16 protein-coding genes are annotated in these 19695 nt (G+C 56.8%); 9 read left to right on the plus strand and 7 right to left on the minus strand.

The annotated features are described in order from the left end of the window. Nucleotides 1–35: 35 nt before the first annotated feature. From gyrB to dnaA, 4 genes are read right to left on the minus strand one after another with little or no spacing between them, the layout of a single operon-like run. Nucleotides 36–2453, minus strand: a complete 2418-nt coding sequence (gene gyrB / locus HCF10_RS15225) for a DNA topoisomerase (ATP-hydrolyzing) subunit B (RefSeq protein WP_027608163.1) — start codon at nt 2451–2453, stop codon at nt 36–38. Nucleotides 2454–2457: 4 nt separating this feature from the next. After that, nucleotides 2458–3561, minus strand: coding sequence for a DNA replication/repair protein RecF (gene recF, locus HCF10_RS15230; protein WP_012721452.1), 1104 nt, complete (start codon nt 3559–3561; stop codon nt 2458–2460). Between the two features lie 20 nt (nt 3562–3581). Further along, nucleotides 3582–4685 (minus strand): DNA polymerase III subunit beta, encoded by a 1104-nt coding sequence (dnaN, locus tag HCF10_RS15235; RefSeq protein ID WP_065926810.1) that lies wholly within the window; start codon nt 4683–4685, stop codon nt 3582–3584. Between the two features lie 38 nt (nt 4686–4723). Next, the gene (gene dnaA, locus HCF10_RS15240) at nt 4724–6244 is read right to left on the minus strand and encodes a chromosomal replication initiator protein DnaA (protein WP_131699627.1); all 1521 of its coding nucleotides are present in this window, start codon (nt 6242–6244) and stop codon (nt 4724–4726) included. Nucleotides 6245–6829: 585 nt separating this feature from the next. Here dnaA and rpmH point away from each other — a divergent pair. From rpmH to mnmE, 5 genes are all read left to right on the plus strand, one after another. Continuing rightward, nucleotides 6830–6964 (plus strand): 50S ribosomal protein L34, encoded by a 135-nt coding sequence (gene rpmH, locus HCF10_RS15245; RefSeq protein WP_003213577.1) that lies wholly within the window; start codon nt 6830–6832, stop codon nt 6962–6964. 16 nt (nt 6965–6980) lie between these two features. Continuing rightward, complete coding sequence (gene rnpA, locus HCF10_RS15250) at nt 6981–7385, plus strand: ribonuclease P protein component (RefSeq protein ID WP_053128141.1); 405 nt, start codon at nt 6981–6983, stop codon at nt 7383–7385. Beyond that, entirely contained in the window at nt 7378–7623 is a 246-nt protein-coding gene (yidD, locus tag HCF10_RS15255) for a membrane protein insertion efficiency factor YidD (RefSeq protein ID WP_010207715.1), read from the plus strand. The genes rnpA and yidD overlap by 8 nt, the downstream gene beginning before the upstream one ends. Before the next feature lie 2 nt (nt 7624–7625). Then, entirely contained in the window at nt 7626–9329 is a 1704-nt protein-coding gene (gene yidC, locus HCF10_RS15260) for a membrane protein insertase YidC (protein ID WP_131699628.1), read from the plus strand. Between the two features lie 79 nt (nt 9330–9408). Further along, the gene (mnmE, locus tag HCF10_RS15265; protein WP_145338375.1) at nt 9409–10779 is read left to right on the plus strand and encodes a tRNA uridine-5-carboxymethylaminomethyl(34) synthesis GTPase MnmE; all 1371 of its coding nucleotides are present in this window, start codon (nt 9409–9411) and stop codon (nt 10777–10779) included. Between the two features lie 60 nt (nt 10780–10839). On the opposite strand, the gene HCF10_RS15270 is transcribed toward mnmE, so the two are convergent. From HCF10_RS15270 to HCF10_RS15280, 3 genes are all read right to left on the minus strand, one after another. After that, a complete protein-coding gene (locus tag HCF10_RS15270) occupies nt 10840–13278 on the minus strand; it encodes a TonB-dependent siderophore receptor (RefSeq protein ID WP_167655882.1) in 2439 nt (812 codons plus the stop codon). A 91-nt stretch (nt 13279–13369) separates the two neighbouring features. Then, a complete protein-coding gene (locus HCF10_RS15275; RefSeq protein ID WP_167655883.1) occupies nt 13370–14314 on the minus strand; it encodes a FecR domain-containing protein in 945 nt (314 codons plus the stop codon). After that, nucleotides 14314–14820, minus strand: a complete 507-nt coding sequence (locus tag HCF10_RS15280) for a sigma-70 family RNA polymerase sigma factor (RefSeq protein ID WP_167655884.1) — start codon at nt 14818–14820, stop codon at nt 14314–14316. The genes HCF10_RS15275 and HCF10_RS15280 overlap by 1 nt, the downstream gene beginning before the upstream one ends. Nucleotides 14821–15385: 565 nt before the next feature. Between HCF10_RS15280 and mnmG the strand changes: the two genes are divergently transcribed. The 4 genes from mnmG to HCF10_RS15300 are packed head-to-tail and all read left to right on the plus strand — an operon-like array spanning nt 15386 to nt 19617. After that, complete coding sequence (gene mnmG, locus HCF10_RS15285; protein ID WP_131699632.1) at nt 15386–17278, plus strand: tRNA uridine-5-carboxymethylaminomethyl(34) synthesis enzyme MnmG; 1893 nt, start codon at nt 15386–15388, stop codon at nt 17276–17278. Beyond that, nucleotides 17275–17919, plus strand: a complete 645-nt coding sequence (gene rsmG, locus HCF10_RS15290; RefSeq protein WP_065926803.1) for a 16S rRNA (guanine(527)-N(7))-methyltransferase RsmG — start codon at nt 17275–17277, stop codon at nt 17917–17919. The genes mnmG and rsmG overlap by 4 nt, the downstream gene beginning before the upstream one ends. A gap of 18 nt (nt 17920–17937) precedes the next feature. Next, nucleotides 17938–18735: a ParA family protein gene (locus HCF10_RS15295; RefSeq protein ID WP_015886651.1), complete on the plus strand. Its 798-nt coding sequence runs from the start codon at nt 17938–17940 to the stop codon at nt 18733–18735. A gap of 9 nt (nt 18736–18744) precedes the next feature. Beyond that, nucleotides 18745–19617, plus strand: a complete 873-nt coding sequence (locus HCF10_RS15300) for a ParB/RepB/Spo0J family partition protein (protein WP_131699633.1) — start codon at nt 18745–18747, stop codon at nt 19615–19617. Nucleotides 19618–19695: the final 78 nt, after the last annotated feature.

A 19695-nucleotide genomic window follows, 5' to 3' on the forward strand; every position in this document is an offset into this window, starting at 1 on the left:
CGTTGGCCTTTTTTATTTTTGGGGGCGCGCCTGGATCAGAAGTCCAGGTTAGACACCGCCAAGGCATTGCTCTCGATGAAGTCACGACGAGGTTCGACCGCATCACCCATCAGGGTGTTGAAGATCTGGTCTGCGCCAATGGCGTCTTCGATGGTCACACGCAGCATACGGCGCTGGGCTGGGTCCATGGTGGTTTCCCACAGTTGGTCCGGGTTCATTTCGCCCAGACCTTTGTATCGCTGGATAGTGTGGCGCTTGGTGCTTTCCGCCATCAACCAGTCCAGGGCTTCCTTGAACTCCTTCACCGCTTTCTTACGCTCGCCACGCTGAATATAAGCACCGTCGTCCAGCAGGGTGCTCAGTTGCGCGCCGAGGGTCACAACGGTCTTGTAGTCGTTGCTGCCGAAGAAGTCGCGGTTGAAGGTGACGTAGTTCGACAGGCCGTGGGAGATCAATTCGACCTCTGGCAGCCAGACATTACGCTCACGGTCTTCACGCAGGCTGGCTTTGTACACCAGGCCGGATTTTTCGACAGTGCGCAGGCGTACTTCGTACTGGGCCAGCCATTCTTGCATGTGGGCGTGGTCGCCCAACTGCTCCAGGCTTACGGACGGCAGGTAGATGAAGTGCTCGGTCAGTTCCTGTGGGTACAGGCGCGACAGGCGCTTGAGCGTCTTCATCACCATACGGAAGTCGTTAACCAGACGCTCCAGCGCCTCGCCGGAGATGCCCGGGGCTTCGTCGTTCAAGTGCAGGCTGGCATCTTCCAGGGCCGACTGCGTCATGTACTCTTCCATGGCGTCGTCGTCTTTGATGTACTGCTCTTGCTTGCCTTTCTTCACTTTGTACAACGGCGGCTGGGCGATGTAGATGTAGCCACGCTCGATCAGCTCCGGCAACTGACGGAAGAAGAAGGTCAGCAGCAGGGTACGGATGTGCGAACCGTCGACGTCAGCATCGGTCATGATGATGATGTTGTGATAGCGCAGCTTGTCGATGTTGTACTCGTCACGGCCAATACCGCAGCCCAGTGCCGTGATCAAGGTGCCGACTTCCTGGGAGGAAATCATCTTGTCGAAGCGAGCCTTCTCAACGTTGAGGATCTTACCTTTCAACGGCAGGATAGCCTGGGTGCGACGATTACGACCCTGCTTGGCGGAACCGCCAGCAGAGTCACCTTCCACCAGGTACAGTTCGGAGAGGGCAGGGTCCTTCTCCTGGCAGTCAGCCAGTTTGCCTGGCAAGCCGGCAATATCCAGCGCGCCTTTACGACGAGTCATCTCACGAGCTTTACGCGCCGCTTCACGGGCACGCGCGGCGTCGATCATCTTGCCGACAACCAGTTTGGCTTCGTTCGGGTTTTCCAGCAGGAAGTCGGAGAAGTACTTGCCCATCTCCTGTTCAACCGCTGTCTTCACTTCGGAAGACACCAGCTTATCTTTGGTCTGGGAGCTGAATTTAGGGTCCGGCACTTTCACCGAAATAATCGCGGTCAGACCTTCGCGCGCATCGTCACCGGTGGTGGCAACTTTATGCTTCTTCGCCAGGCCTTCGGCTTCGATGTAGGTGTTCAAGTTACGCGTCAGCGCGGAACGGAAACCCACCAAGTGAGTACCACCGTCACGCTGTGGAATGTTGTTGGTAAAGCACAACAGGTTCTCGTTGAAGCTGTCGTTCCATTGCAGGGCGATTTCCACGCCAATGCCGTCTTCACGCTGGATGTTGAAGTGGAATACCTGGTTGACCGCAGTCTTGTTGGTGTTCAGGTATTCAACGAACGCACGCAAGCCGCCTTCGTACTTAAACAGTTCTTCCTTGCCGCTGCGCTCGTCCTTTAGGACGATACCCACACCGGAGTTAAGAAAGGACAGTTCACGAATACGCTTGGCCAGGATGTCCCAGCTGAAGTGGATGTTCTTGAAGGTATCAGCCGATGGCTTGAAATGGATCTGGGTACCGGTGGTTTCACTGTCACCAACGATTTTCATCGGCTCCTGTGGCACACCGTGGACATAGGTCTGCTCCCAGATCTTGCCACTGCGGCGAACGGTCAGGATCAGCTCTTCGGACAGAGCATTCACCACCGACACCCCCACACCGTGCAAACCACCGGAGACTTTATAGGAGTTGTCGTCGAACTTACCGCCGGCGTGGAGCACGGTCATGATGACCTCTGCCGCCGAAACGCCTTCTTCTTTGTGCACGTCTACCGGGATGCCACGACCGTTGTCGCGCACAGTAATGGATTCGTCCGGATGGATGATGATGCTGATGTCGTCGCAGTGACCGGCCAGAGCTTCGTCGATGGAGTTGTCGACCACCTCGAACACCATGTGGTGCAGACCGCTACCGTCATCAGTGTCGCCAATGTACATACCGGGACGTTTGCGTACGGCATCCAAACCTTTCAGCACTTTAATGCTGGTCGAGTCGTACGTGTTTTCTTCGCTCATGCCTTCACTCCCGATGGTCGTGGGTCTGGGTGATACGGCCTTGTTCCACGTGGAACAAAGCGACTGGCGTTTCCGTCTGCCAGCCTTCCCTCAATAATTCGTGGTCTACACAGGTGATAAACACCTGGCAGCGTAATTCTTCCAACAAGCGGCATAACGCACGGCGATGTTGCTCGTCGAGTTCAGACGGCAAGTCATCCACCAGATAAATACACTGACCACGTCGGGCTTGGCTAACCAGATGACCCTGGGCGATACGCAGTGCACACACCACCAACTTCTGCTGGCCGCGGGACAAGATGTCCGCAGCATTGTGTGCGCCTAATCTAAGACGCAAATCAGCCCGTTGGGGTCCGGCCTGGGTATGGCCAATTTGCTGATCCCGCTGCAGGGACGTCGCGAGCACTGCACTCAGCTCACGTTCTTTATCCCAACCACGGTAGTAACTCAGCGTCAGCCCCTCGAGATCCAACAACTCGCTCAAGGTCTGCTCAAAGACTGGTTTCAAGGCTTTGATATAGGCGCGGCGGTATTCATCTATTTCGTCGCTGGCCAGGCACAATTCCCGGTCCCAGGCCGCTTGCGAAGCGGCGTCAAGTGTACCATGCCGCAGCCATGAGTTCCGCTGCCGCAGGGCCTTCTGCAGGCGCTGCCAAGTGGCCATGAATCGCGGTTCCACGTGGAACACTCCCCAGTCGAGGAACTGCCTGCGGATTTTTGGCGCGCCTTCCAGCAAGCGAAAGCTGTCAGGGTTGATCAGTTGCAATGGCAGGATCTCTGCCAGTTGCGCAGCACTGCGAGCATTCTGCCCGTCGATGCGAATCTGGAACTCACCGCCGCGATCACGAGAAATCCCCAGGCTGCTGTGCCCACCTTCTGCAAGTTCAACCTGGCCAAATACTGTGCAGGCCAGTTGTTCATACTGAATCACCGGCAACAAGCGGGCACTGCGAAAGGAACGGGCAAGCCCTAGCAGGTGGATGGCTTCCAGCACGCTGGTTTTGCCACTGCCGTTGGCGCCGTGAAGGATATTGATGCGGGGGGAGGGGGAGAAGGTCACCGGGTGCAAATTGCGCACCGCGGTGACCGAGACGCGACTAAGGGACATCTAGCTTCTGCTGAGCATGATTACAGACGCATCGGCATAACAACGTAAGCCGAGTCGTCATTATCGGATTCCTGCACCAGGGCGCTGCTGTTGGAGTCGGACAGGATCAGGCGAACCTGTTCGGTGGTCATCACACCCAGCACGTCCAGCAAGTAGCTCACGTTGAAGCCGATTTCCAAAGTGCCGCCGTTGTAATCAACGCCCACTTCCTCTTCCGCTTCTTCCTGCTCCGGGTTATTGGCCTGGATTTTCAACTGACCGTTGGCCAGTTGCAGACGAATACCACGGTACTTCTCGTTGGAGAGAATCGCAGTACGGCTGAACGCTTCACGCAGGGCCTGGCGATCACCGATCACCAACTTGTCGCCGCCTTTAGGCAGAACTCGCTCGTAATCCGGGAACTTGCCGTCAACCAGCTTGGAGGTGAAGGTGAACTCGCCGGTGGTCGCGCGGATATGGTGCTGACCCAGTACGATGCTGACATTGCCATCCGGCTCAGTGAGCAGGCGCGCCAGTTCGAGAATACCCTTACGCGGCACTATCACCTGATGACGATCAGGTTGACCGATATCGGCGCGCATCGAGCACATCGCCAGACGGTGGCCGTCGGTGGCCACGGCGCGGATGATGCCTTCCGACACTTCCAGCAGCATGCCGTTGAGGTAGTAACGCACGTCCTGCTGAGCCATGGCGAAGCTGGTACGCTCAATCAGACGGCGCAGTTTGCTTTGCTCCAGGCTGCAGGTCAGTGAGCCCGGGCCTTCTTCCACAGTCGGGAAATCATTGGCCGGCAAAGTAGACAGCGTGAAACGGCTGCGTCCCGCCTTGACCACCAACTTCTGCTCATCAACCTTAATGTCGATCAGCGCGTCGTTCGGCAGGCTTTTGCAGATGTCCATCAACTTGCGTGCAGGTACTGTGATCTCGCCAGGTTCAGCGGGTTCTTCCAGTTGCACGCGACCGACCAGCTCGACTTCCAGGTCGGTACCGGTCAGGGATAATTGCTGGCCTTCGACCACCAGCAATACGTTGGAGAGCACCGGCAAGGTCTGTCGGCGCTCGACGACGCCTGCGACCAGTTGCAGGGGTTTCAACAGGGCTTCGCGTTGAATGGTGAAATGCATGGTCTAGTCCCTTGCCTTAATAAGCTGCGCTGGTGTCATCAAGTAGTCAGTGTACGCAGCAGGTTCTTGTAGTCCTCGCGAATATCCGCGTCGGATTCCTTAAGCTCGTTGATCTTGCGGCACGCGTGCAAGACCGTGGTGTGGTCGCGGCCGCCAAACACATCACCGATTTCCGGCAGGCTATGGTTGGTCAACTCCTTGGAGAGTGCCATGGCCACCTGACGCGGACGAGCCACCGAGCGCGAACGGCGCTTGGACAACAGGTCGGAAATCTTGATCTTGTAGTACTCGGCCACGGTGCGCTGGATGTTATCCACACTCACCAGTTTGTCCTGCAATGCCAGCAAGTCCTTCAGGGATTCGCGAATCAGCTCGATGGTGATGTCGCGGCCCATGAAGTGAGAGTGCGCAATGACACGCTTGAGCGCACCTTCCAGCTCACGCACGTTGGAGCGAATGCGTTGGGCGATGAAAAACGCAGCGTCGTGGGGCAGATCGACTTTCGCCTGATCGGCCTTTTTCATCAGGATCGCAACGCGGGTTTCCAGCTCCGGCGGCTCTACCGCAACGGTAAGGCCCCAACCAAAGCGCGACTTCAAGCGTTCTTCCAGGCCTTCGATTTCCTTCGGGTAACGGTCACTGGTCAGGATGACCTGTTGGCCACCTTCGAGCAGGGCGTTGAACGTGTGGAAAAACTCTTCCTGGGAACGCTCCTTACGCGCGAAGAATTGAATGTCATCGATCAGCAATGCATCAACGGAGCGGTAGAACCGCTTGAACTCGTTGATCGCATTGAGCTGCAGGGCCTTGACCATGTCAGCCACGAAGCGCTCCGAGTGCAGGTATACAACCTTGGCATTCGGGTTCTTCTTTAATAGATGGTTACCCACAGCGTGCATCAAGTGGGTCTTACCCAAGCCAACGCCGCCATAAAGGAAGAGCGGGTTGTAACCGTGCTTGGGGTTGTCTGCGACCTGCCAGGCGGCCGCGCGGGCCAGCTGGTTGGATTTACCTTCGACGAAGTTCTCAAAGGTGAACGTGCGGTTCAGGTAGCTGGTGTGCTTGAGCGCGCCTTCGACCTGTACCGTGCGCTGCTCGGCGCGGACCGGAGCCTGCTGGGAACTGGCGCCCGCCATCGGATCGAAGCTGTCGCGGGACGGCTCTTCATTTATAGGCGCGTTTTTCTGCGACGAGGATTTCGAAGGCGTCTGGGCAACCGGCGCTGGCGAGTTATTAACAGGCGCCGCGGCGACTTGAGCCTGCGAGGCACTCGCTGCGAGCGGAGCATTCGGTGCAGCACGAGGTGCCGAGCTGCGTTTGCTGCCTATCAATAAGGAGAGCACGGGCGCGAGGCCATTGCCGTGTTCATCGAGCAATTCGAGAACGCGGCTCAGGTACTTTTCGTTGACCCAGTCGAGAACAAAACGATTGGGCGCATAGACACGCAACTCGTCGCCTTCGGCTTCGACCTGTAGCGGGCGGATCCAGGTGTTGAATTGCTGGGCAGGCAGCTCATCGCGCAAAAGCTCAACGCACTGCTGCCAAAGTTCCACTGACACGGATATCCCCTAAGTTGAAAGCCGGTGAGGCAAAAACAGCCGCCATTGTAGCGGCCAGCAGCCCACTTATCCACATGTAGGTTGCTCACAGGCCAGCCAAAATCAATGCCTTAACTGCAAAAAATGCGACAGATGGTCTGTGCATAAGCTCTGTGGATAAGCGTGCCTGAGCTCGTTGTACAAGTGGGGGCGAAAGTCTGTGGGTAACTGGCCTGTGGATAACATGCCATTCCACACACAGCTTATCCGACAGCGCAGCACAGGCAGAGCACCGTTTCTCCCCCGTGTTGTCATTCTCTGTACATCACGTGGAATAAGGCCTCAAGGCAGTTATCCACAGAGGATGGCCTGCCTAGCTTTTATAAGCTTTACAGAAAAGCTTTAAATAACTTCCTTCTTTATTTTTATATCTATGGCATTGCTCATGGAAGCAGAACGGAAAGAAAAGGGCTGGAGGTCCGTAAAGATCTAATTGAAGGAAAAGCTGGTTGGAAATTGACCTAGAGGCTTGCTTTCTCTAGAATCGCCGGTCTCTTAAAACGGGGGCCATTCCGGCCCGTTGTGGACGAACCAGGTAACAACGCCATGAAACGTACTTTCCAACCAAGCACCATCAAACGCGCCCGTACCCACGGCTTCCGTGCTCGCATGGCTACCAAGAACGGCCGTGCTGTCCTGTCGCGTCGCCGCGCCAAAGGTCGTGCGCGTCTGGCAGTTTGATAATCCGGTACTGGTGGTGAGTCAGGACTTCAGTCGGGAAAAGCGTCTGCTAACCCCCCGGCACTTCAAGGCAGTCTTTGACTCCCCCACCGGCAAGGTTCCGGGGAAAAATCTCCTGCTCCTTGCGCGTAACAACGATCTTGATCACCCCCGTCTCGGGTTGGTGATCGGCAAGAAGAGCGTAAAGCTCTCCGTTGAGCGCAATCGCCTCAAGCGTCTGATGCGCGAATCGTTTCGCCTCCACCAGGACACTCTGGTTGGTTGGGATATTGTTATCGTCGCGCGCAAAGGCTTGGGGGATGTAGAAAACCCCGAATTGATTCAGCATTTCGGCAAGCTCTGGAAACGTCTGGCGCGTACCAACAAGCCAGCACCAGCAGTCAGCACCGAAACTGTAGGGGTAGACAGTACCGATGCGTAAACTGGCACTCGTTCCGATCCAGTTTTACCGCTATGCCATTAGTCCTCTGATGGCCAGCCACTGTCGTTTCTACCCCAGTTGTTCCTGCTACGCGTTAGAGGCCATAGAAAATCATGGTCTTCTGCGCGGTGGCTGGCTGACCTTTCGTCGTTTAGGTCGCTGTCATCCGTGGAATCCCGGTGGTTATGACCCGGTTCCACCTATCCCTACCTCCCGTTCTTCTTCGATGGCCGAGTAATCATGGATATTAAACGCACGATCCTGATCGTCGCCCTGGCAATCGTGTCCTACGTCATGGTCCTTAAGTGGAACCAGGACTATGGCCAAGCTGCCCTGCCGACTCAGAATGTTGCTGCCAATGCTGTTCCAGCGGGACTTCCCGATACAGTTAGTGGCACCAATACTGCCGCCAGTGATGACATTCCACGCGCAGCGGGCGAAACAAAAGCACCTGCCGAAGTTGCAGTTGCCACAAGCACCGACCTCATCCAGATCAAGACGGATGTATTGGACTTGGCTATCGACCCGCAAGGTGGCGATGTTGCCAAACTGACACTTCCGCTGTATCCGCGTCGTCAGGATCACCCGGAAATTCCATTCCAGTTGTTCGATAACGGTGGCGAACGCGTTTACCAGGCACAAAGTGGCCTGATCGGCACCAACGGTCCTGATGCGAGCGCAACCGGTCGTCCGATTTTCTCTTCGGAGAAGAAGAGCTACCAACTGGCAGATGGCCAAGACCAACTGGTCGTGGACTTGAAGTTCAGCAAGGACGGCGTCAACTACATCAAGCGTTTCACACTCAAGCGCGGGCTGTACGACATCGTTGTCACCTATTTGATCGACAACCAGAGCGCTCAGCCTTGGACCGGCGCAATGTTTGCGCAGCTCAAGCGTGACGCCAGCTCCGATCCATCGTCCAGCACTGCGACCGGTACCGCGACTTACCTGGGCGCAGCCCTGTGGACAAGTTCGGAGCCGTACAAAAAAGTATCCATGAAAGACATGGATAAGGTGGCCGAAGACAAAACCAAGGCACCGATCACCTATAACGTGAACGGTGGTTGGGTAGCCTGGCTGCAACACTACTTTGTGACCGCGTGGATTCCTCAGCCTGGTCAGAACAATGCAGTACTGGCGCGCAAGGACAGCAAAGGTAACTACATCATTGGCTACACCGGCCCGGCGTTGACTGTCGCTCCAGGTGCCAAGGCTGAAACCAGCGCAACCCTGTACGCCGGCCCGAAAAGCCAAGCGGTGTTGAAAGAGTTGTCCCCAGGTCTGGAACTGACTGTGGATTACGGCATCCTGTGGTTCATTGCCCAGCCGATTTTCTGGCTGCTGCAACATATCCACAGCATCGTCGGTAACTGGGGCTGGTCGATCATCTTCCTGACCATGCTGATCAAGGGGATCTTCTTCCCACTGTCGGCCGCCAGCTACAAGTCGATGGCGCGCATGCGTGCCGTGGCCCCTAAACTGGCCGCGCTGAAAGAACAACATGGCGATGACCGGCAGAAAATGTCGCAGGCCATGATGGAGCTGTACAAGAAAGAGAAGATCAACCCGCTGGGTGGATGCTTGCCGATTCTGGTGCAGATGCCGGTATTCCTGTCGCTTTACTGGGTACTCCTGGAAAGCGTGGAAATGCGTCAGGCACCGTTCATGCTGTGGATAACTGACCTGTCGATCAAAGACCCGTTCTTTATCCTGCCGATCATCATGGGCGCGACCATGTTTATCCAGCAGCGCCTGAACCCGACACCACCGGATCCGATGCAGGCCAAAGTGATGAAAATGATGCCAATCATCTTCACCTTCTTCTTCCTGTGGTTCCCAGCTGGTCTGGTTCTGTACTGGGTGGTCAACAACGTGTTGTCGATCTCTCAACAGTGGTACATCACACGTAAAATCGAAGCGGCTACCAAAAAAGCCGAGGCGTAATTTACTCTGTGGATAACCACTCAAGACGCCCCCTAGTGGGGCGTTTTGCTTTCCGTCATTTTTATTCTGGAACCTGCTGATGAGCGCTACTCGTGAAACCATCGCTGCTGTCGCTACCGCTCAGGGTCGCGGCGGCGTCGGTATCGTTCGTATTTCCGGACCGCTCGCCGGCATTGCCGCGAAGGCCATCAGCGGGAGAGAGTTAAAGCCGCGCTATGCCCATTACGGCCCGTTCCTGGGCTCTGATGAAGAAGTATTGGACGAAGGCCTGGCCCTGTATTTCCCGGGCCCCAACTCCTTCACGGGTGAAGACGTACTGGAATTGCAGGGGCATGGCGGCCCAATCGTTCTGGATATGTTGTTGCAGCGCTGCCTGCAATTGGGCTGCCGCCTGGCTCGTCCTGGAGAATTCAGTGAGCGGGCATTCCTTAACGACAAGCTCGACCTGGCACAGGCTGAAGCAATTGCCGACTTGATCGAGGCCAGTTCTGCACAGGCAGCACGCAACGCATTGCGCTCTTTGCAGGGCGCTTTTTCCCTGCGTGTGCATAACTTGACCGAACAGTTGATAAGCCTGCGCATCTACGTCGAGGCGGCGATTGATTTTCCTGAAGAGGAAATCGACTTTCTTGCCGATGGCCATGTATTGGCGATGCTGGATAAGGTCCGCGATGAATTATCCACAGTCCTGCGTGAAGCCGGGCAGGGCGCGTTGCTGCGCGACGGCATGACGGTGGTGATCGCTGGGCGCCCCAATGCCGGCAAATCCAGCCTGCTGAACGCCCTGGCGGGTCGAGAAGCTGCCATCGTCACCGAGATTGCCGGTACCACCCGGGACATTTTGCGCGAACATATCCACATTGATGGCATGCCGTTGCACGTGGTCGATACCGCGGGTTTACGCGACACCGACGACCAGGTGGAAAAGATCGGCGTCGAGCGTGCGCTCAAGGCTATCAGTGAGGCGGACCGTGTGTTGCTGGTGGTAGATGCCACGGCGCCGGAAGCTATAGATCCATTCGCACTGTGGCCGGAATTCCTTGAGCAACGGCCAGACCCGTCCAAAGTCACCTTGATTCGGAATAAGGCTGACCTGACCGGTGAAGCCATAGCGATGGAAACCAGCGAGGATGGCCATGTCACCATCAGCCTGAGTGCGAAATCGGCCGGTGATGGACTGGAGTTGCTGCGCGACCACCTCAAGGCCTGCATGGGGTACGAGCAGACCTCGGAAAGCAGCTTCAGTGCACGTCGCAGGCATCTGGAGGCGCTGCGTCACGCAAGTGCAGCGTTGGAGCACGGTCGGGCTCAATTGACCTTGGCGGGGGCTGGTGAGCTGTTGGCTGAGGACTTGCGTCAGGCGCAGCAGCTGTTGGGAGAAATCACCGGCGCGTTCAGCTCGGATGATCTGCTGGGACGGATCTTCTCCAGCTTCTGTATCGGCAAGTAGGAGCTGGCTTGCCCGCGATGAAGGCCTGAAGAATATTTTGATTCTTCAGGCCTTCATCCTTCACCAGTTGTACGAAACAGTGCCAAGCAGTGTGCGACTGTCACCCCAATAGCAGCGGCCCGCGTCGTTGCAGCCAGAAACATACTCCTTGTCGAACAGATTCTTGGCGTTCACGTCCACTGACCAGTGCTTGTCGATCTGATAGCCCACGGCTGCGTCCACCAGAGTGACGCTCCCAGCATCCAGCTTTCCGTACAGGCTTGGCTGGGTGTAAGAAAACGTACTGTCGAAATAGCGCACACCGCCGCCCAGGGACAAACCCTTGAGTTGGCCATCGAGAAAGCGGTACTTGCCCCACGCCGAGGCCTGGTTGCGCGGAACCCCCGTCATCTGATGCCCCTCAACCAGCGAGGTAGCCGAGTCCTTGGTAATACGAGCGTCAGTGTAGGTATAGGCTGCGGTCACATTCAGGTTGGGCGTGATATTGCTGTTCACCTCGACCTCGGCACCTTTGGCCCGGCTTTCGCCCACCTGGCGGTAGCTGTTGGTGGTGGCGTCGAGGTAGGTGTCGTCTTCCTTGCGCAAGTCATACACCGACAGGGTCATCGCTGTATCCCAGCCGACCGGCTCGTACTTCACACCCACTTCGTACTGACTGCTGGTGATCGGCTTCAACGGTGAACCGGCGTTGGAGATCTGCTGTACAGGCACAAATGCGGTGGAGTAGCTGACGTACGGCGTCAGGCCGTTGTCGAACTGGTACATCACCCCGCCCTGGTAGGTAAACTTGCGGTCTTCGGAGCCGGTGTTGCTGGCTTTGTTGACCTTGTCGCGGAAATCACTGTCGACCCAGTCCTGGCGGCCGCCCAGCAGGAACAACCAGTGGTCATACTTGCTCTGGATTTGTGCATAAACACCCTTCATCTGCTGCTCGAGCAAGGTGTTTTGCACAGCCACCGGGGTAAGCGGCTCACGCAGGTACACGGGGTTATACATATTGATGGTTCCGGCGAAACCTGCGTCCCAATCCTGGTTGAACGAGGTGCGGTCATAACTGGCGCCGAACAGCACCGTATTTTCCAGGCCCCCGACCTGGAATTTGCCTTCCAACTGGTTATCCAGGGAGTAGACCATCGACTTGTTGTAGCGGTCGTAGGCCGTCATGTTCAGTTGGGTGCCGAAACCGCCATTGTTCAATGTGCTCGGCCAGGTTTCGTGACGGTTGATGCGCGATTGCATGTACCGCGAGTTCTGTCGGAACTGCCACTCATCATTGAAGCTGTGGCTGAATTCGTATCCGCTGCTCCAGGCTTCACGTTCGAACGTATTCCAGTCTGGGTCGCCGAGCATGGTGTGCTTGGACAGCTTTCCGTTTGGATTTGTAAGCAAGGTCCCCGCAGCGGGTAGGCCAAGTTCGAGATTGGTGTGGTCCTTTTGGTAATTGGCCAACAGAGTGAGCGTGTTGAAATCGTCGAAATTCAGGGTCAGTGAAGGCGCGATATACAGGCGATCATCAGGAACATGGTCAGTCTGCGTGTCAGACTTGCGGCCAAGCATCACAACCCGGCCAAGGATATTGCCGCTGTCGTTTAGTGGACCAGAGATATCCACACCCAACTGACGCCGATTATTCGAGCCATAACCGAGCTGCACTTCACCTTGCGGCGTGGCAGTCGGATGTTTGCTCACCAGGTTCACTAAACCGCCAGGCGCGTTTTCACCGTACAGCAGGGAAGAAGGCCCACGAAAGATTTCGACCCGTTCCAGGCCATAGGGCTCACTGGTGGTGTCGTACCGATTGCCTTGTACGCGCAGGCCATCTCGCAGCAGGCCGTAGCCGTAATCCGTGGCATTGAAACCGCGGATAAAGAACAAGTCCCCCGCAAGACCGTCGCCAGCAGCAAAGGGCGGTGCGAAGATACCTGGCACGTAACCCAATACTTCAGTCAGGGTCTGCGACTTCTGGTCTTTGATGCGCTGGCCGGTGACGACCGATACCGAACGCGGTGTTTCCGACAAAGGCGTGCTGGTCTTGGTACCGATACGGCTGTTTTGCGCTTTGTAGCCCACATCCCCGGCAATCTCTTGATTGAACCCCGCCTGTTGATAAGTGCTGACCGTGGTGGGCGCGAGCGTGAGTTGCCCTGTAGGAATGGCCTGCAGGACATAGCTGCCAGGCGCCTGGACCAGCGCTTGTAACCCCGAGTTCTGCAGCAACAGTGCAAAACCTTGCTCAACCGAATAGTCACCTTCCAGCCCGGTTGTGTTCAAGCGCGCGGTTTGGTGGGGCGAGAAAGACAGAATCACATTCGCCCTGGCGGCAAATTGACTCAAGGCATTGTCCAGGGGACCGGCCGCAATGACGTAATGCTGCACCGCGCTGGCGGCCATGGCGTCACTGGATAGCAAAACACCGGCTGTGGCTGCCGTGCCGAGCAGCAGGCTGCACGTCATACCGTGGTAGGAAAGTCGCTGGCGGAGCTTGGTGCGAAGGCGCATAGGTGGATAAGCCCTGAAGGTGGCGTCGTGATTACCTTTAGGGCCGTGTCAGGTAAAAAAAAGATAACCCCTTGTGAGGATATTTTTGCGATCAAGCGATTCGCTTCACCGAAACCCAATAGCGAGTGAAGTATTTCACCTGAATAGGCAAGGTTGCCTGCAGATTCGCCAGTACCGCATCGGTGGAATCCAGGCGGAAGGTCCCGGAAACACGTAGACGTGCACAAGCCAAGTCGCATTTCAGGACACCGGGACGGTAGCGGGCAAGGTCTTCGATCACATCCCCGAGGCGAGCATCCAATACGATCAGTTGGCCATCGACCCAGGCTGCCTGGGACCCGCTATACGTGTGGTCAAGCCCCACGTTTTGACGATCAAAGTCAGCGCTTTCACCGGCACCGAGCAGTCGAGCATGGCCGGGCTGGTCACCAGGGGACACACTTACGCGATCCTCCAGAACACCGACACGTGTGGAATCCGGCAACTGGCGCACTGTAAACCGTGTACCCAGTGCCTGGACTCTGCCTTGGCGGGTTTCGACATAAAAGGGCGTCTGCCCGCCCAACTTCCCGGTGTGGATAAGTACTTCGCCTTCACGCAGCCGGATCAAACGTTGGTGCCCATCGAATATCACGTCAATCGCCGTGCTGGTATTCAGATCAATCCGTGTGCCGTCAGCCAATACGACGCGCCGGCGCTCACCCACAGACGTCCGGTAGTCGGCCCATACATTTCCCAGGGAGGTATGTTGCTGAACATTCCACCCCAGGCACCCGGTACCGCCCATTACCAACATCCACTTCAACACCTGACGACGTTGTTGCGTGGTCGACAATGCCCGGCGGGTGAAATCCTGGGGCAGGGCGCCGAGACTGCGCTGCAATTGCTCCATCTGGTTCCATGCCGCCTGATGGGACGGATCGCCGTTGAGCCACTGTTGCCAGGCAAGGCGTTCAGCAGCCGTAGGCGTTTGGGATTGAAACTGTACATACCAGTTAGCAGCGGCCTCGAAGGTCTTGCGATCGGGGGCGGCCATTACAGGCTGGCCACGATCAGCGAGCATTCAGTCAATGCGCGGATCATGTGCTTCTTCACCGTGGTCAGCGACACCTGCAGTTGATCGGCGATCTGTTGATAAGTCAGCCCCTCGATCTGCGACAACAGGAAGATCCGTCGCGCTCGCTCGCCGAGTGCGGACAGGGCTTTATCCACAGCCACCAGCGTCTCGATAATGATGGCCTTGTCTTCTTCACTGATGGCCGTGGTTTCAGGCCGTTCGGCCAAGGTTTGCTTGTAGGCCTGCTCGATGCCATGCCGGCGATAACGATCAATCACCAGGCCCCTTGCGATGGTCGCCAGGTAGTCCCGCGGTTCAACAATCTGCGCCGCATGCCGCCCACCCAAAATGCGCACGAACGTATCGTGCGCCACATCGGATGCATCGCAGGCGTTATGCAACTTACCTTTGAGCCACCCGTGCAACCAGGAATGGTGCTGCTCGTAGATGTTCTGAACCGCAGCCGTGTGTGAAGAAGGGGACATAGGGCATGACAAGGTAGGTTAATGATAATCGCTATTATTAACTGCCTCACTGTTTTCTCACAATAGATCTCTTTTTTTGACGTGCTTCCCCCCAATAGAAAGATTCGGTGGGCTTCATCTTGGGCGAAATTCACACCATTGCACGGAGTTCTGTGGATTAAGCCCTGTGAATAACCGCCCCTGTGCCCAGTTGATAACAGGGCTTGAAACCTGAGTAAAAACCCCTCTGTGGATAACCACCTGTTTAATCCACAGGCTTAAAGCACTTATCCAAGGGCCTCATTGGCACATGACCACAGACTTTTGAATCGCTGTACACATTGTAAATAAAGGCCTGTAGAGATCTATCCACAGAAAACGTGCTCAGTAGAAATAAACATAAAAACAAAGATTTAATAACTTTCTCTCTTTTAATTTCTATTGTCTGTGATTCATCCACAGCTGGTTAAATTTTGTGCAAAGGGTTCTTTAGGAAGGGCGAAGTCCCTATACTTGCCGCCAAAGCTCCAAAACCCTTTCAACAAACAACTCCTGATTACCTACATAAGCAGGCACGAGGTGCGTGGTGGATTTCCCTTCCCGTTTTGAAGTGATCGTCATCGGCGGCGGTCATGCCGGTACCGAGGCAGCACTGGCGTCAGCACGCATGGGCGTAAAAACCCTGTTGTTGACGCATAACGTGGAAACCCTCGGTGCCATGAGTTGCAACCCTGCCATTGGTGGGATCGGCAAAAGCCATCTGGTCAAGGAAATCGATGCCCTTGGTGGCGTGATGGCCGAGGCCACCGACAAGGGTGGTATTCAATTTCGCGTGCTCAACAGCCGCAAAGGCCCGGCCGTGCGTGCCACTCGGGCCCAGGCAGACCGCATCCTGTACAAGGCCGCGGTCCGCGAAACCCTGGAAAACCAGCCCAACCTATGGATATTTCAGCAAGCCGCCGATGACTTGATCGTCGAACAGGACGTGGTTCGCGGTGTTGTCACCCAAATGGGCCTGCGTTTCTTCGCAGAATCCGTGGTGTTGACCACCGGTACGTTCCTCGGCGGACTTATCCACATCGGTATGCAGAACTATTCGGGTGGCCGCGCCGGTGATCCGCCGTCGATTGCCCTGGCAAAACGCCTGCGCGAATTGCCGCTGCGCGTCGGTCGGCTGAAAACCGGGACCCCGCCGCGTATTGACGGACGTTCCGTGGATTTTTCGGTGATGACCGAACAAGCCGGCGACACACCGATTCCGGTGATGTCGTTCATGGGTTCCAAAGAGCAACACCCCAAACAGGTGAGCTGCTGGATTACCCACACCAACGCCCGAACTCACGAAATCATTGCCGCGAACCTCGACCGTTCGCCGATGTACTCCGGGGTGATCGAAGGGATTGGCCCGCGTTACTGCCCGTCGATCGAAGACAAGATCCACCGCTTTGCCGACAAGGAAAGCCACCAGGTCTTCATCGAGCCTGAAGGGCTGACCACCCACGAGTTGTACCCAAACGGGATTTCCACTTCCCTGCCGTTCGATGTGCAAATCCAGATCGTGCAATCGATTCGCGGCATGGAAAACGCACACATCGTGCGACCGGGCTACGCCATCGAATACGACTACTTCGACCCGCGTGACCTGAAGTACAGCCTGGAAACCAAAGTGATCGGCGGTCTGTTCTTCGCTGGCCAAATCAACGGCACCACCGGTTACGAAGAAGCCGGCGCCCAAGGTTTGCTGGCCGGGACCAACGCCGCATTGCGTGCACAGGGCAAAGACAGCTGGTGCCCGCGTCGCGATGAAGCGTATATCGGCGTGTTGGTCGATGACCTGATTACCCTGGGAACCCAGGAACCGTATCGGATGTTTACCTCCCGAGCGGAATATCGCCTGATCCTGCGCGAAGACAACGCCGACCTGCGCCTGACCGAAAAAGGTCGTGAACTGGGCCTGGTCGACGATGCCCGTTGGGCCGCCTTCTGCAAAAAACGCGAAAGCATCGAGCTCGAAGAGCAACGCCTGAAAAGTACTTGGGTTCGCCCGGGCACCCAGCAGGGCGACGCGATTGCGGAAAAATTCGGCACGCCGCTGACCCACGAGTACAACCTGCTGAACCTGCTGTCCCGTCCGGAGATCGATTACGCGGGTCTGGTCGAAGTGACCGGCGGCGGCGCAGATGATCCACAGGTTGCCGAGCAGGTCGAAATCAAAACCAAGTATGCCGGTTACATTGACCGCCAGCAGGACGAGATCGCTCGTCTGCGCGCCAGTGAAGACACCAAGCTGCCTGTGGATATCGACTACACCGGCATTTCCGGATTGTCGAAAGAAATCCAAAGCAAGCTGGGGATAACTCGCCCCGAAACGCTCGGCCAGGCTTCACGTATCCCCGGCGTCACCCCGGCAGCCATTTCGCTGTTGATGATTCACTTGAAAAAACGCGGCGCGGGCCGTCAGTTGGAGCAAAGCGCTTGAGTTCGTTGGTCACCTCGCAACACGCCGAAGAGTTATCCACAGGTGCGCGCCAGTTGGGCGTGGACTTGACCGAAGCCCAGCACGATTTGCTGTTGGGTTACCTGGCCCTGTTGATCAAGTGGAACAAGGCTTACAACCTGACGGCCGTGCGTGATCCCGACGAAATGGTTTCCCGTCACTTGCTCGACAGCCTGAGCGTGATGCCATTTATCGAAAACGGTCGTTGGCTTGACGTGGGCAGTGGTGGCGGTATGCCTGGCATTCCACTGGCTATCCTGTTTCCCGAGTCGCAGGTGACCTGCCTGGACAGCAACGGCAAGAAAACTCGTTTCCTGACCCAGGTCAAACTCGAGCTCAAGCTGGATAACCTGCAAGTTATCCACAGTCGCGTCGAAGCCTTCACGCCTGAACTGCCCTTCAACGGAATTGTTTCCCGGGCGTTCAGCAGCATGGAGAACTTCAGCAACTGGACCCGTCACCTGGGCGACCGTGACACCCGCTGGCTGGCAATGAAGGGCGTCCATCCAAGCGATGAGCTGTTAGCATTGCCGGCAGACTTCCACCTCGATAGCGAACACGCCTTGGCCGTACCCGGTTGCCAAGGCCAACGCCATCTGCTGATACTGCGCCGCACGGCATGATTGGGAACACAAGCAAGAATGGCTAAGGTATTCGCGATAGCGAACCAGAAAGGTGGCGTGGGCAAAACCACCACCTGCATCAACCTCGCAGCATCTCTGGTCGCCACCAAGCGCCGGGTGCTGTTGATCGATCTCGATCCACAGGGCAACGCCACCATGGGTAGCGGTGTGGATAAACACGGCTTGGAAAACTCGGTCTACGACTTGCTGATTGGCGAGTGCGACCTGGCCCAGGCCATGCACTACTCCGAGCATGGCGGTTATCAACTGCTGCCGGCCAACCGCGATTTGACAGCGGCGGAAGTGGTGCTGCTGGAAATGCAGATGAAGGAGAGCCGTCTGCGCAGCGCTTTGGCACCGATCCGCGAGAACTACGACTACATTTTGATCGACTGCCCACCGTCGCTGTCGATGCTCACACTTAACGCACTGGTGGCGGCCGATGGGGTGATCATTCCCATGCAGTGTGAGTACTACGCGCTGGAAGGGTTGAGCGACCTTGTGGATAACATCAAGCGTATCGCCGAGTTGCTCAACCCGAACCTGCAGATCGAAGGCCTGCTGCGCACCATGTTCGACCCGCGGCTGAGCCTGATGAACGATGTGTCGGCCCAGCTCAAGGAACACTTTGGCGAGCAGCTGTACGACACCGTGATCCCACGTAACATCCGCTTGGCCGAAGCGCCGAGCTATGGCATGCCGGCGTTGGCGTACGACAAGACTTCGCGTGGTGCCATTGCCTACCTGGCATTGGCCGGCGAGATGGTTCGTCGTCAACGCCGCAACTCACGCACCGCTGCAGCCCAGCCAACTTAAGGAATCCCCATGGCCGTCAAGAAACGAGGTCTCGGACGTGGACTGGATGCACTGTTGAGTGGTCCGACCGTCACATCGCTTGAAGAACAGGCGGTGCAGGCTGACGAACGTGAGCTGCAGCACCTGCCCCTGGACCTGATCCAGCGCGGCAAATATCAGCCACGCCGGGACATGGATCCCCAGGCGCTGGAAGAACTGGCCAATTCGATCAAGGCTCAGGGCGTGATGCAGCCGATTGTGGTTCGCCCGATCGGCGGCGGCCGCTTTGAAATCATCGCCGGTGAACGCCGCTGGCGCGCCAGCCAGCAGGCCGGCAAGGACACCATCCCGGCGATGGTGCGCGATGTAACGGATGAAACCGCCATCGCCATGGCGTTGATCGAGAACATCCAGCGTGAAGACCTCAACCCGATCGAAGAAGCGATCGCCCTGCAGCGTTTGCAGCAGGAGTTCCAGCTGACCCAGCAACAGGTCGCCGAGGCCGTGGGTAAATCCCGTGTCACCGTGTCCAACTTGCTGCGCCTGATCGCGCTGCCGGAGGTCATCAAGACCATGTTGTCCCATGGCGACCTCGAGATGGGTCACGCCCGTGCTTTGCTCGGGTTACCGGAAAATCAACAGGTTGAAGGGGCGCGACACGTTGTCGCACGAGGGCTCACCGTTCGTCAGACCGAGGCCCTGGTTCGCCAGTGGCTCAGCGGCAAACCTGCACCGGTCGAAGCGGCCAAACCTGATCCGGATATTGCGCGCCTGGAGCAGCGCCTGGCCGAGCGCCTGGGCTCTGCGGTACAAATTCGCCACGGCAAGAAAGGCAAAGGACAATTGGTCATCGGATATAACTCCCTTGATGAGCTTCAGGGCGTCCTTGCCCACATCCGCTGAAACATTTGCTTATGTAGCGCGTGATCGGAAATCACTACCCGGCAGTTGAATAGGGGCAGAACCGCCCCTATACTCTGC

Source organism: Pseudomonas sp. B14(2022), assembly GCF_012030485.1.
Lineage (GTDB): Bacteria > Pseudomonadota > Gammaproteobacteria > Pseudomonadales > Pseudomonadaceae > Aquipseudomonas.

Coding starts and splice junctions, on each gene's coding strand:
- gyrB (WP_027608163.1), bottom strand. CDS start 2,453: ATGAGCGAAGAAAACACGTACGACTCGACCAGCATTAAAGTGCTGAAA.
- yidC (WP_131699628.1), top strand. CDS start 7,626: ATGGATATTAAACGCACGATCCTGATCGTCGCCCTGGCAATCGTGTCC.
- HCF10_RS15280 (WP_167655884.1), bottom strand. CDS start 14,820: ATGTCCCCTTCTTCACACACGGCTGCGGTTCAGAACATCTACGAGCAG.
- dnaN (WP_065926810.1), bottom strand. CDS start 4,685: ATGCATTTCACCATTCAACGCGAAGCCCTGTTGAAACCCCTGCAACTG.
- yidD (WP_010207715.1), top strand. CDS start 7,378: ATGCGTAAACTGGCACTCGTTCCGATCCAGTTTTACCGCTATGCCATT.
- HCF10_RS15300 (WP_131699633.1), top strand. CDS start 18,745: ATGGCCGTCAAGAAACGAGGTCTCGGACGTGGACTGGATGCACTGTTG.
- recF (WP_012721452.1), bottom strand. CDS start 3,561: ATGTCCCTTAGTCGCGTCTCGGTCACCGCGGTGCGCAATTTGCACCCG.
- HCF10_RS15275 (WP_167655883.1), bottom strand. CDS start 14,314: ATGGCCGCCCCCGATCGCAAGACCTTCGAGGCCGCTGCTAACTGGTAT.
- rpmH (WP_003213577.1), top strand. CDS start 6,830: ATGAAACGTACTTTCCAACCAAGCACCATCAAACGCGCCCGTACCCAC.
- HCF10_RS15270 (WP_167655882.1), bottom strand. CDS start 13,278: ATGCGCCTTCGCACCAAGCTCCGCCAGCGACTTTCCTACCACGGTATG.
- HCF10_RS15295 (WP_015886651.1), top strand. CDS start 17,938: ATGGCTAAGGTATTCGCGATAGCGAACCAGAAAGGTGGCGTGGGCAAA.
- mnmE (WP_145338375.1), top strand. CDS start 9,409: ATGAGCGCTACTCGTGAAACCATCGCTGCTGTCGCTACCGCTCAGGGT.